General features: G+C 37.7%; 11 protein-coding genes. 7 read left to right on the forward strand and 4 right to left on the reverse strand.

Translation table 11 applies throughout. The features are described from left to right. Positions 1–334: 334 nt before the first annotated feature. The 3 genes from AW17_RS07680 to AW17_RS07695 form a co-directional block, all read right to left on the reverse strand. On the reverse strand, positions 335–1414 hold the full coding sequence (locus tag AW17_RS07680) for an MraY family glycosyltransferase (protein ID WP_245235024.1): 1080 nt from the start codon (positions 1412–1414) through the stop codon (positions 335–337). Positions 1415–1740: 326 nt separating this feature from the next. Beyond that, a complete protein-coding gene (locus AW17_RS07685) occupies positions 1741–2571 on the reverse strand; it encodes a glycosyltransferase family 2 protein (RefSeq protein ID WP_083488650.1) in 831 nt (276 codons plus the stop codon). A 935-nt stretch (positions 2572–3506) separates the two neighbouring features. Beyond that, positions 3507–3806 (reverse strand): hypothetical protein, encoded by a 300-nt coding sequence (locus AW17_RS07695; protein ID WP_029275547.1) that lies wholly within the window; start codon positions 3804–3806, stop codon positions 3507–3509. A gap of 320 nt (positions 3807–4126) precedes the next feature. Here AW17_RS07695 and AW17_RS25105 point away from each other — a divergent pair, with 320 nt between their 5' ends. Continuing rightward, on the forward strand, positions 4127–4261 hold the full coding sequence (locus tag AW17_RS25105; protein WP_280739941.1) for a hypothetical protein: 135 nt from the start codon (positions 4127–4129) through the stop codon (positions 4259–4261). Positions 4262–4623: 362 nt separating this feature from the next. Here AW17_RS25105 and AW17_RS07700 read toward each other — a convergent pair whose 3' ends face one another. Continuing rightward, on the reverse strand, positions 4624–5022 hold the full coding sequence (locus tag AW17_RS07700) for a hypothetical protein (protein WP_029275548.1): 399 nt from the start codon (positions 5020–5022) through the stop codon (positions 4624–4626). Positions 5023–5411: 389 nt separating this feature from the next. Between AW17_RS07700 and AW17_RS07705 the strand changes: the two genes are divergently transcribed. From AW17_RS07705 to AW17_RS07730, 6 genes are all read left to right on the forward strand, one after another. Continuing rightward, positions 5412–6227 carry a polysaccharide biosynthesis/export family protein gene (locus AW17_RS07705; protein ID WP_055726085.1) on the forward strand — a complete coding sequence of 272 codons (816 nt, stop codon included), beginning with the start codon at positions 5412–5414 and terminating at the stop codon, positions 6225–6227. Continuing rightward, positions 6227–8632, forward strand: a complete 2406-nt coding sequence (locus AW17_RS07710; RefSeq protein WP_051691686.1) for a GumC family protein — start codon at positions 6227–6229, stop codon at positions 8630–8632. The genes AW17_RS07705 and AW17_RS07710 overlap by 1 nt, the downstream gene beginning before the upstream one ends. Positions 8633–8813: 181 nt before the next feature. Then, positions 8814–9317 (forward strand): UpxY family transcription antiterminator, encoded by a 504-nt coding sequence (locus AW17_RS07715; RefSeq protein WP_029275551.1) that lies wholly within the window; start codon positions 8814–8816, stop codon positions 9315–9317. A gap of 187 nt (positions 9318–9504) precedes the next feature. Beyond that, the gene (asnB, locus tag AW17_RS07720) at positions 9505–11292 is read left to right on the forward strand and encodes an asparagine synthase (glutamine-hydrolyzing) (RefSeq protein WP_029275552.1); all 1788 of its coding nucleotides are present in this window, start codon (positions 9505–9507) and stop codon (positions 11290–11292) included. After that, the gene (locus tag AW17_RS07725) at positions 11282–12472 is read left to right on the forward strand and encodes a glycosyltransferase family 4 protein (protein WP_029275553.1); all 1191 of its coding nucleotides are present in this window, start codon (positions 11282–11284) and stop codon (positions 12470–12472) included. Before asnB ends, AW17_RS07725 begins: the two co-directional genes overlap by 11 nt. Continuing rightward, positions 12465–13319, forward strand: a complete 855-nt coding sequence (locus AW17_RS07730) for an ABC transporter permease (RefSeq protein WP_029275554.1) — start codon at positions 12465–12467, stop codon at positions 13317–13319. The genes AW17_RS07725 and AW17_RS07730 overlap by 8 nt, the downstream gene beginning before the upstream one ends. Position 13320 lies beyond the last annotated feature (1 nt).

Raw genomic sequence — 13320 nt, forward strand, 5'->3', positions numbered from 1 at the left:
AATTATATCTTATTTACGCCTAATCCCGCTTTATCGTCCTGCTGAATTTATTTCAGCATCTTTTTAGCGTGAAAGACCCTGAAATAAATTCAGGGTGACGACCGTCTTAACAGAAAACTTGATTAAAACGCCACAAAATGAGATTTAATAATCGAACTCAGGTTAGTAATGTTTCTTCCCATTCTTCGCTATATCCCTGCGCTGCGCTCCGGGGATGCCGCTGCGACCGGGGCTAGGTACTTCTAATCTGCAAGGAAACCGATAGGCACCACACCTGCTTTACTAAAAAAGTAAAATTTATTTTTGGAGTACAGAAACAGATGCTAAATTAATTTTACCTGCCTTTTTTTTTAAGCAGGCTTAAGGTAAGCAAGGTATTGAACGCAATGCAGAGACCAATAATGAGCAAAATCAATACAAAATTCCCAAGATGCTGAAGGAAAATGGTGGCAGCTATTGTAACCAGATTAAACCCCACAGTGGAAATTACGATCCAGCTGGGCTTAAACCCTAACTGCTCTAAACGGTGGTGGATGTGGTTACGGTCTCCCTTAAACGGAGAACCTCCCTTTAAAATACGGATGGTAAAAATCCTTAATGAGTCGAATATAGGTACGATCAGTATGGCTACCGCTATTGCTGGCGCAGAATAAAAAGCAGGTTTATTTTCACCTGTAAACTTATTGAGCTCTATAAATTTAATGGCCAGGGCAGCAGAAATAAGCCCGATAATCAGTGCGCCTGTATCGCCCATAAATATTTTAGCAGGAAACCAATTGTATTTTAAAAAGCCAGCAATAGCACCCGCAAGGGCAAAGGCTATAAATGCATAGGGCACTTGTCCCATCAAAGAAAACAAAATACCGAAAGCCAGGCTCGTTAAAATGCCGATTCCACCGGCCAATCCGTCAATGCCATCTATTAAATTGAATGCATTGTTCAGAAAGATAATCAATGCAATCGAAAAAAGGTTTCTCCATAAAGGCGCCATATCTCCTATCCCCAACACACCGTACAAACTTGTTAAGCGGAAGGCACCAAAAAAAACCAGGATAAAAGCTACTACGATCTGTAGAATAAATTTTGTACTGGTATTGGTGCCATAAACATCGTCTTTTAAACCAAGTGCCGCAAGGATGATGCACGATGCAATTAAAAAATTAGCTTCTTTAAAATTAATAATGGCCGAAAAAAGCAAGATACATACGGTAAAACTACCTACAATGGCCAAGCCACCTAAACGTGAAATATTGCGTTTATGTTTTTTACGGTACAGGTCGTTTTTATCAAAAAGGCCATACTTTAAAGAAATATAGATTATACTTGGAATACTTATAATTACGGTTGAAAAGGCCAAAATAGATATGGCTATACAGAAATAGTTAGGGCTGGTATTCAGAATATCTTTTAGCAAAACTTATAGCGACTTGCAGGCAAATATAATCATAGTAAGATAAACAAAATTGTGATGTAAAATATTTGACATGACATAAATCAAATGTGAGGTGGATTTATAATGGTGTTTTGCTGATCGAACATCAGATTACCTTAGAAAGACTGGTGTTGCTACATTTGACAAATCCCATAAGAAAGGTCGTCCTTGCGAGGAGGGTACGACGAAGCAATCTTTCACGCTAGTGTGATCTTTGCCATAAAGATTGCTTCGTCGGCTGAAAAAGCCTTCTCGCAATGATAATCTGAGGAGATTTATTTCCTTTAAATTCTTCTTCGGGAAAGAATTTAAAATTGGCTGAGCTTACTCAGCTTTTTCCTGATCACGACCAAAAGTGGGTGTGGTACGCTGTTTCTTTTTAAGGCTTTATAATCATTAACCATGGCAGAGACCCTACTCATCACGGATTGGTTACTTACCCCTCCCATGCGCATATTCACCATTAAGGTAGGCAGGTAAACCGCTTCTATTTTATGGGTATAAAAGTAACGTAGTATTAATTCGTAATCGGCAGCGGTACCCAGATCTAAGGCATAATCGCCATTTTTCTCAAACAAAGATCTTTTCAAATACAGCGTAGGATGTGCGGGCATCCAGCCTTTTTTAAGATCCTGAAAGGTGTTTTGCCGTGATTTCCACGTCCTGATAATTTTATGTGTTGTGGCATGGATATAATTGAGGTCACCATAAAGTCCATCTATTTTCGGCCGATCGATAAAGGTTTTGGCTACTGATGCCAATACATCAGGGTGTGCAAATAAATCATCGGCATTTAAGATTCCGATCACCTCTCCTGTTGCCCTCTGGATCCCTTTATTAATGGCATCGTACAAACCTTTATCTTTTTCTGAAACAACATAATCAATATGAGATTGGTTCTCCCGAATAATGTTCAACGTTCTGTCTGTCGATCCCCCATCAATCACCAGGTATTCTACAGCTGGATAGCTTTGCGCCATTACAGAATTAAAACACTCTTGCAAGAAGGTTTCTCCATTGTAAACGACCGTAATAAGGGATATCTTCATGGTTACCAAACAAGCATTCTTCGGCTTTTTTAAGCTGAAACCTGCGGTAAATATAATCAATAACCATTCAATCCGGATAGATGCATCCAAACAACAACATTATTTAAATGGAAAAAGATGATTATTGTTTATTTCTTCTTCTGATTACGAATACACCGAAGAGACCTGCGGCAGCGCCAAGGGGCCAGGAGTAGTCGTCGAGATTGCATTCTACCATTGTAAATGACCCCTCCCAACCGTATTTAGCTGTTCCAAGACATGGACAGATTCCAGCTACACAAATTCCCAAGCCGGAACAAACACCACATGTATTCCCTGTATATGATACGGCTGCCCAACTACAATAATTACTGGATAAAGGATATAAGGAATTAGTATAAAGCTTATATCCTCCAGTTAAAACATTTAATGTGGCAGTATCATAAAGTTCAGTCCCGCCAGTGATCAAACATCCAACGGTAGCTTTAGCTAAGGTAGAATAGAGAAACAAAACAATCCATATAGCTAAGCATTTCAAGGAGTTCATAACTGTAGAATTATATCCAAATCAAAACTACACCAAACCTAATGCAGAAACTACATTCATTTTGTTCAACTGCTTTCAACTATTAAGAGGATCGGCCTTTATTACTGATTTCGGTAAACGATTTATTCATCAGACATGATGCATCCCGTGGCTGAACCCTGAACAAATGCGTATAAAGTATTTCAAGAAAAGAATAATATGATAACTGATACACCCCTTCATTCCATATCGATACTGATCCGATATAAAATCGGTCTGTCTAACTTATGTATTTGCCGTTCTTTTTGTTCAATATTATGGAAACACTATGGCCCTTAGTGATACAAAATTACCACGATAAAGAATAACAGTATAATGACTTATAGACTAGCGTTGTGTTAATAGTAAAATGGCGGTTCTATTTTCCCGCTGATTTCGGTGATAATCGCTGAACATATAAATCAGCGTATTCCGCGTAATCAGCGGGAGTATAAAATGACAATTCATACTTAACTTAGCACTAGATGCAAATTGAGTTTTTTTTACGAATTATGATAAAACCAAGAAATCCGATGGAGCTTATTAAATACGGCGCATAATCATCTAATGGCAACGGCATACAATTGCTATCAGACGGATTGTAATTCACCAGAACACCCTCGTCAGCAACACTTTCCAGAGAAGTACATTTAGATTGAGGATTGCCAGAGCCGCCACTGGCTACCGGATAATTATCTGAGGTAGTTCTTAAAATCCCGCAATTTGGGTCTTCAGGCCAGTTTCTTATCGTGATTCGATCAAATGCAGTGTATAGCGGCATAGTGGTTCCTCCGTCAAAATAAGTTCCACTTTGAACTGTATAAATATAATTCCGGTTTTACAGCCTACTGCTCCGACGGCATTAGAGAAAAATAAAACTGTTGACAAGACAGTTAAAAAGAGATATTTCGACATTATTGTTTGGTACTGGTGGGTGCACATACGTAACTCCCACAATCAGAGATGTTCTGCGACAAAAAAATTATAATAATAACACAACAAAATTTTGGAGCCAAACGATGATATAAACCAACAAAATACCAAAATAATCGTAAGATTAATATTACAAATATAACCAAAAAAGCATAAATAAATTATCAAATGGAATATGACACGCTGATTTCGCGCTACAATCAGTCAAAAATGGCCCAAGAAGCGCCTAAACAAAGAAAAATAGAAAATTCGCTTAAAGCAAAATCAGAAATCCTTGACAATTATCATGAACAAAATGAATAAGACTTGTTCAATATTGGCCAAAAACAGTTTAAGAAAAGCTATAATTACTTGTCCCCCATACCGTTTGTTTTTTGATTATAAAAAAGCCTAAGGCAGCTAGTGCCAATAGCATGTAGGGTATATAAAGTGCATAGCCATGTTGGTAGTGGTTGACCCTCTAGAAGCACATTAAAATTTAAAAAAACCTTAACCATCTTTACCAATTTGAGCAAAGATCATAAAAGGCAAAAGAAATACCGCAATACACACAAAATAATACAAAAAATATTTTTTTTCTACTAAAGTGCGAGTATACGACGCGTAATTTTGCGGTCTTTTATATTATTTTAATTAAACGGAAAAAAATAAATAAGAGGCATAAGCTAACCAATCAAGCCAAATACCATTCTGTTTCTTACAAAACCTGCTCCTAGACAGCTTGCGAGTAAAACAAAAAACGGTAAATAGGTATCAATAGGACACTCAAGATGATTTTCAACGAGTAAGCCACGTATATCATAATATCCAGTTATCGGATTTCTTAAGGAGCACTCACCGCTATTCGATAAAAAAGGCGTTGGCTCGACAGGCCGGCATCCAACAGGAAATGCAGCTGGCACGCCACCATAAGCCGGGCCGAAAGTACCAATTTGTCTCAATCGTCTTTGATAATATACAACATCGAAACCAGGGTAATAATATTTTACGCAACCTGTTTGAGCAGTTACTTTTAAAAAAAACAGACACAAAATAAATGTGCACAGAATAAGTACTTTTTTCATAGATTAAGAACTGGAATTGACGGGGCAAATATAAAACAATTTCTACACAAATAGCAATAATAAAGTATTAATAAATATACATAAACACATATTTATGTTGATTTTTATCAAAATAAACATAACGCATCAAAAACTAACTGCGTTTTTTATTGTTGGCCGATTTTAAACAAATGGCGTTAAAAACCGTTGTTAATTAGGTATTAACTCATAACATTGAATTATAATGAGCAATGAAACTATGCATTATTCATCACCTCCTTAAAAAGACAATAAGTAAATCTTACTTTTCAGTTTATTTTTTTTTTAGCATCTTTAGCCATATTTTAAGTATCTTTAACCCTGTTTTGCGTGTAAGCCCCAAGCTTCCATCCTACATTCCGATTGAGATTATGATCCCGACAAAAGCAATTTTAAAATTTCTTTGTATTTTATCTATTAGCATCGCTCTTGCAAGCTGTGCTGCCAGAAAAGAACATAGTCTATTTAACGCCCCGAGCGATGTAGTTACCGACACCATTAAACAGGTATATGTGGTAAACGACCAGGGTATTAGTGATGCCTACTACAAAATAAAGGTTAACGATCAGTTGGCCATCCGAAATGTACAAAACAAAGAGTTTGGCGCTTCAACTTCTTCAAGCAACCCAAGCGGTAACCAAAATGTGGTAGCTGGCAGTATTAATGGTACCTTATCTTACCTGGTAGACCTAGATGGTAAAGTAAATTTACCGGCTATCGGAAAAGTTGAGGTAGTGGGGCTGAGCAGAAGGGATGCTGCTATTAAAATTCAGGGTTTATATGCTAAACAACTACTGCGCGATCCTATTATAGAACTGAGTGTGATAAATTTAAAGGTTACTTTATTGGGAGAATTCAGCAAACAAGGGAATTTTTTACTGGAACGCGAAAACACTACCTTAATTGATATTATTGGCGAGGCAGGCGGCATCAATAAAACTGCAGATCCTAAAACCCTGAAAATTATCCGTGGCGATAGAAGCCACCCGGAAATTATTTATGTCAACTTGAATGACATTAACAGTTTAGCCAGTAAAAAACTGATTCTTCAGAATAATGACATTATTGTACTGCAGCAAACCAAGAGCTCGGCATTGAGCGAAAAACTAACGAGTGTTAATAATATTGTACAACCGCTGCTTGTGGTAGCCAATCTTGCTGTATTAATCTTTACCTTAACCCGCTAATGGATAATACCACACCAACCGAAAATAAGAAGTTAGCTAGCCAGACCATTAACTATTGGAAAATCGCGTTGATTTTTCTAAGCAAGTGGTATTGGGTTGCCGGAACGGTATTGATCAGTTTCGTAATGGCCTGGTTATATGTACGTAGCATTACACCTATTTATATTACTTCTGCTTCGTTAAAGTTAGATGGCGATCAGCAGCAACAAATGCCACCACTTCCTGGTTCGCCAGTAAATTATCGCCCCTTTAATCAAAACCAGATTCAGACTGAGGGAATTATTATGCGTTCGGAAGACGTAATTTTAAACGCATTAAAGAATCTTGATTATAAAATTAGCTACTATTTAGAAGGAAGGGTACGGGTGACTGAACTTTATCCGAAACAGCCTTTTCAAGTTGATATTTTAACCCAGGATTCAGTTGATTTCAGTAGGGCTACCTATTCTGTTAAGCCGGTTGATAACAAAACCTTTGAATTATCGAGTAGCGACGACAACAACCAGAGTTCAAAAAAGTATCGTTATGGACAAGCAATTAATGCTGGAAATATGGTGTTTACGGTTAAAACTGAAATTCCGTCTACCGGCAATTACAGTTTCAAATTCAACGGGATTAGCGATTTGTATGGCAGAGCTGCAGGGGGATTAAATGTATTCGAACAGGAGAAAAACACCAATATTATGGGTGTTACCCACACGGATAGCAATCCTGTTTTCTCTGCTAATGTGCTCAATGAGATCATTAAACAATATGTTAAGAATGATGCAACGCTTAAAAAAAGATCGGCCAAACAAACTATAGATTACCTGGATAGCCAGATTGCATTTTTAGATGCACAGGTGAATAAATCGGGCAATAAACTTTCTAGCTTTCAAAGCGATAATAAATTAATCGATCCAACGAGCGATCGGCAACTGGGAAATTCGAAACTGAGCATTCTGCAAAACCAGATTGCAGAATTACAACTACAAGAACTTGGTATCCAACAATTAGAAACTCAGGTAAAAAACAATAAAGATAGAATACAATTTAATCTTAACCTGGAAGGTACCAACAGTACCCTATTAACCGGTTTAATTACACAGCTTAATGGCCTTATCATTAATAGAGAAAATAAGTTACAGAATTTTAATGCCGATGCTCAGCCCATCCAGGATATTAACCGGCAGATTAACGAAGTGAAACAGGCCATTGTAACCAATATCCGTTTATTGCATGAGCGTAACCAAAAAACAATCAGTTACATTAATGGACAGATTGGCCAGGCAAATCAGGCACTGGGCAGCATACCTGCCAAACAAAATGATTTCGCAAAATTGCAGAGTAATTTCGACATCAACCAACGCATGTTTTCGATGCTATTTGAACAAAAACTCTCCGCGCAAATCAGTTCAGCAGCCGTAATTTCGGGTGCCACAATTATCAGCGTAGCACAGCCTTCTTTTTTTCCGATTTCTCCCGTGCCTAAGAAAATTTATTCCTCTTATTTATTTATGGGTTTGTTTTCGGGGCTGGGCTTAATTCTATTGGTCAGGATATTAAATCCTTATCTCTACGATATCGAAACCATCGAGGGCCTAACCGCAACCCCGATAATTGGGGTAATTTTAAAATATCCCAAAAAAGTTCAACCAGGCCAAAGTGTTTTGTCGATAGAACGACCAAAATCAATATTTGCCGAATCGGTTAGGTCGGTGAGAACGAATCTGAGCTTTATGGCGAGTGATCAAGACACTAAAGTAATTTGTATCACTTCTGAAATTTCTGGTGAAGGAAAATCGTTTGTAAGCTTAAATCTTGCAGGCACCCTATCCATTATAGACAAGAAAGTGATTCTGATTGCCGCAGATTTACGAAAATCTAAACTTCACCATGCCCTTGGCTCCGATAACCGCATTGGTTTAAGTAGTTATTTATCAAAACAGGCAGATTTAGCCGATATTATCTTTACCGATGAACGGCACAATATCGACTACATCACCTCTGGCCCAGTACCCCCAAATCCTTCAGAATTGCTGCATCACAAGTCGATGGAAACACTGATCGAAACACTGAGAGCGCGCTATGAATATATCATCATTGATACCGCTCCTGTAGGCCTGGTTTCAGATTCTGTACCGCTCATTAGAAAGGCTGATATCAATCTCTTCATTATCCGTTCGGGCGTTTCTAAATTCAGAGCCGCCACTATTCCTGATCGTTTATCAAAAGAATATGGACTAAACAACATTGCCATTATATTAAATTCATTTGGTGATGAGAAGTTGCATGCAAACATTTATACCACCAATTATGCACATAGTAATACCGGAACCTACTACTATTCTAATTACACAGGTTATGGAAAAAGCGGCTATTACGATGATGAGAAAAGCTGGTGGGAATTTTGGAAAAGAAAATAACCTCTCCCCCCGCCCTCTCCTGGAAGAGAAGGGCTAAATAGCACGACGGAGAAGGTGAGAAGGATGATGGAAGGACTGGTTTAGGGTTTAGTGGTTAGAAATGGAAGATGGAAAAGGTTAATCGCTTAATTGTTTAGATTGGTTAATTTAGAAGATGGAGTTTAATCATTGATATAGTATAATGATAGATCAAAATTACAGGTGGTATCCGGTTTATACACGTTCGAGAGTAGAAAAAAAGGCGAATGAAGAATTGAACAGGAAAGGAATCCAAACTTATTTACCTCTTAAAAAGGCAGTTAAGCAATGGAGCGACCGTAAAAAAATCGTCGAAGAGCCCTTGATTAAATCTTATCTATTTGCGTATATTTCGGCGAGAGAATACGCAGAAGTTTTGATGACCAATGGTGTTGCCAGATTTATTTATTTCTCCAACCAAGTCGCTTCTATTCCTGACCAACAAATCCATGACCTTAAGCTCTTGCTCGCTACAGACGCCGATCTGGAACTCATTGATTACGATATTAAACCAGGTGAAAGCGTATTGATTAAAGCCGGACCTTTTAAAGGCATAATTGCCGAATTGGTATCGTTACAGAACAAACAGCGTATTATTTTACGTTTACAAAATATGGGCTATTCGATTAATATTAATACATCGATAGCATTTGTAGAACCGCTATAAGATTTGAGATGTGAGACGTAAGATCCGAGAGGTTAGCGTTTAGAGGGGAGATGTGAGACCTGAGATAGGGCTCAGCAAGATATATAAAAATTAATCAGTTCATTTTGAAAATAAAATGTGACTGAGGGGGCGAAGCTGTACCCAATGCACATTAAAATAGCTTCTAATTGGTTGATAAAATAAGATTATGTGTCGCATAGCGGGCATTGTAAACAGTAGAAATTCATTCGAAAAAGTTAATCAACAGGTAAAAGCCATGTGCGATAGTATGCAACACGGCGGGCCTGATGATCATGGTATTTATACTGATAAAAAATCATCCGTATGCCTGGGTAACCGTAGGTTAGCCATTCTAGATCTCAGTTCTAGTGGTCATCAGCCAATGTTAAGCCACAAAGAAGATATTGTTATCACGTACAATGGAGAGATTTATAACTACCTGCAAATTAGAACCGAGTTAATTAATTTAGGCTACATTTTTAAAACACAAACCGATACAGAGGTAATACTTTATGCCTACCAGCATTGGGGAGAAAAAGCTTTCGAAAAACTAGATGGAATTTTTGCTTTCTGTATTTTCGATAAGCGGCATCAGTGTATATATTTGGTAAGAGATCAAAACGGGATCAAACCATTGTATTACCACTTTGCCAATGGAGCCTTAATTTTTTCATCAGAAGTAAAGGCTTTTAAACACGTCGATATTTATCGGGAAAATGAAAATTGGCGGATTTACTATCTTGCATTCGGCCATATCCCCGAACCTTATACTACACTTAAAAATGTGTGTAGCCTGGGCAAAGGCTGCTTTCTTAAATATAACATCCGAAGCGCTGAACATCATATTCAATCGTACCATGAGTTTGAAAGCACAGCTTACATCCATAATGAAAGCTACGCTATTGAAAGAATCCGCGAAGAACTTGGCCATTCCATCAAGCAGCAGATGATTTCTGATGTTGATATAGGTATACTATTCAGTGGTGGCCTCGATTCGAGCATCATTACGATACTGGCCAATCAGCATAATAACAAACGGTTGTCCAGTATTTCTGCCAATTTTAATGAAATAGATTTTTCCGAAAAAAAACAGCGGAACAGCCTACTCCAAAAAATAAATACTCAAAAAATTGAACAGCTTATTACCTATCGCGATTTCGTACAGAATTTCGAAACCGTTTTAGCTGATATGGATCAACCCACAAATGATGGTATTAATACCTGGTTTGTGTGTAAAACAGCAAAAGAGCACGGTATAAAAGTATTGCTGTCGGGTTTAGGTGCCGATGAGCTTTTTGGGGGATACCCTTCTTTTGATCGGATCCATAAAATACAAAACCTAAGTTGGCTGAGCAAAAGCGTTCTACGGAGCATGCGTTTCTCCAACAACACCAAATTTAAACGATTATATTACCTTAGCTTAAACTCGCCCATTGGCGAATACCTGTGCCTGCGGGGCGTTTACTCGCCTGATGTAATTGCAGAACTATTAAACATCGATATGAAAACGGTTATCGATTGCCTGGAAGATATCCCGCTTCACTCCGGAATAAAGAAAACCAGTAACGAAACGCGTGCGAGCTGGTTCGAATTTAACATGTACATGCAAAATCAGTTGTTAAAGGATACCGATTTTATGAGCATGAGTCATGGCGTTGAAGTGAGGGTTCCTTTTCTAGACCGTAATTTTGTCGATCTGGTTCTTTCCATCTCAACAGAAATAAAGTTTAGTTACGAACAGAAAAAAAAACTCCTGGTAGAGGCTTACAAAGAAGATCTGCCTGTAGAAACCTGGAAAAGGCGGAAAATGGGTTTTACTTTTCCATTTCAGGAATGGATGAGAAAAAGCTGCGACATTGCCGATCCATCCCGATATACAAATAAACGGGCAAAATCGCTCATACAAAACTTTGGAGAAAATAAATTGCACTGGAGTTCTGCCCTAGCCTTATATAGGATATATCATGCCAATTAAGATTTTATTTTTAACCCTTAAAACTTTTAGTTTTACTGGTGGCATTGAAAAAGTTTGCAGAAGTTTATCCCGTGTGTTATACGATTTAAGCGAAGAAGAACTTGTTCAATCGACGGTATATTCCATGTATGATAAAAATACCGACCGCGATTCCAGGTACCTGAGTAAACAACAGTTTCAAGGTTTTAATGGAAACAAAGAACACTTCGTGGTGCAATCTTTTTTAAGTGGATTAAAAGCAGATGTGATTTTGTTAAGCCATATCCATTTGATCAATATTGTCTATTTCATCAAGAAAATACATCCTCATAAAAGAATCTATTTATTGGCACATGGTATAGAAATTTGGAAAAAGTTATCCAACTCCAAACTCAAAATGTTAAACCAGTTGGATAAGATTATTTGTGTAAGTCATTTTACTGCCGATAAAATTATGGAAATGCATCACATTTCTGCAGATCACATTGAAGTATTAAACAATTGTCTTGATCCCTTTTATTATCTGCCTACCCAGTTCGAAAAACCACAGCGTTTATTGGATCGCTACCATTTAAATCGTGAGAACTTAGTGTTATTTTCACTATCCCGCTTATCTTCTTCAGAGAAGTACAAAGGATACGACCATACCATTGAGCTTTTGCCACAACTCTTGGAAAAATACCCAAACCTGGTTTATCTGTTGGGTGGAAAATGGGATGCTGTGGAAAAAAAACGATTAGAAGATCTAATCGCAATGAACCAACTTCAAGATCATATCAGAATGGTCGGTTTTATTGATGAAGCTGAACTTACCGAACATTTCTTATTGTCTGATCTTTTTATTCTACCCAGTAAAAAAGAAGGTTTTGGCATTGTATTCATCGAAGCCCTCGCCAGTGGTCTCAGGGTAATTGCCGGCAATAAAGATGGCAGTGTAGATGCACTTCAAAACGGGGCGCTTGGTATATTGGTTGATCCTGACGATCAGCAAGAAATGCTAAGCAGCATATCTATACTGCTAAAGCATAGTCAAACTGAAAATGAGAAAATGACCCTTCAGGAAAAATGTATCAAAGCATTTGGTTATACACACTATCTTCAATCGGTCAAAAACTTGATTGTAAATGGCTCAATTGATCATACAGAATCTAATCAGGACCAACAAAACATGCAGATAAACAAACTTAATAGCTATGGTTAAGGAAGAAGAGCAATGGACCATTGAGGCAAAATCGTCCTTATTCGACCTAAAACTGCATGAAGTTTGGGCCTATCGCGATTTGTTGGTACTATTGGTGAGGAGAGATTTTGTTTCGTTCTACAAGCAAACTATTTTAGGCCCGCTTTGGTTCTTTATCCAACCCCTATTTACCACCATTATCTTTACCTTTATTTTCGGCAACCTAGCAGGTATATCAACTGATGGTTTGCCGAAACCCCTATTTTACATGGCTGGCATTACAGCATGGAATTATTTCGCAGATTGTTTAACCAAAACCTCCTCTGTTTTTAAAGACAATGCCAGTATTTTCGGCAAAGTATATTTCCCACGGTTAATTATGCCATTAAGCATTGTGGTGAGTAACCTTGTGCGTTTCGGGGTACAGATGGTATTGTTTCTCATCTTATTGGCTTATTATTATTTCTCTGGTGCAAATTTTAACATCACTTGGGCAATCTTATTATTCCCACTAATATTGGCTTTAATGGCCTTATTGGGCCTGGGTTTGGGAATGATCATCTCTGCTATGACCACGAAATATAGAGACTTGTCATTCTTGATCGGTTTTGGCGTGCAGTTGCTAATGTATGCTACTACCGTAATTTATCCACTATCTACAGCGATTGAAAAATATCCTAAGTACAGTTGGTTAATCGAATTTAATCCAATGACAAGCCTTATTGAAACTTTCAGATATGGTTTTCTGGGGAATGGATCTTTTAGCTGGGCCTATTTAGGCTATACCTCAGTGTTAACGCTAATCATTCTGCTCATCGGAATAATAACCTTTAATAAAGTGGAAAAGAATTTTGTTGATACTGTTTAAC

Origin of the sequence: Pedobacter borealis DSM 19626, assembly GCF_000708285.2 — a bacterium.
GTDB classification, from domain to species: domain Bacteria; phylum Bacteroidota; class Bacteroidia; order Sphingobacteriales; family Sphingobacteriaceae; genus Pedobacter; species Pedobacter borealis.

Bases quoted from the DNA above. Each gene is read 5' to 3' on its own strand.
- AW17_RS07695 (WP_029275547.1), bottom strand. From the start codon at position 3,806: ATGCCGCTATACACTGCATTTGATCGAATCACGATAAGAAACTGGCCT.
- AW17_RS25105 (WP_280739941.1), top strand. From the start codon at position 4,127: ATGGAATATGACACGCTGATTTCGCGCTACAATCAGTCAAAAATGGCC.
- AW17_RS07700 (WP_029275548.1), bottom strand. From the start codon at position 5,022: ATGAAAAAAGTACTTATTCTGTGCACATTTATTTTGTGTCTGTTTTTT.
- AW17_RS07705 (WP_055726085.1), top strand. From the start codon at position 5,412: ATGATCCCGACAAAAGCAATTTTAAAATTTCTTTGTATTTTATCTATT.
- AW17_RS07710 (WP_051691686.1), top strand. From the start codon at position 6,227: ATGGATAATACCACACCAACCGAAAATAAGAAGTTAGCTAGCCAGACC.
- AW17_RS07715 (WP_029275551.1), top strand. From the start codon at position 8,814: ATGATAGATCAAAATTACAGGTGGTATCCGGTTTATACACGTTCGAGA.
- asnB (WP_029275552.1), top strand. From the start codon at position 9,505: ATGTGTCGCATAGCGGGCATTGTAAACAGTAGAAATTCATTCGAAAAA.
- AW17_RS07725 (WP_029275553.1), top strand. From the start codon at position 11,282: ATGCCAATTAAGATTTTATTTTTAACCCTTAAAACTTTTAGTTTTACT.
- AW17_RS07730 (WP_029275554.1), top strand. From the start codon at position 12,465: ATGGTTAAGGAAGAAGAGCAATGGACCATTGAGGCAAAATCGTCCTTA.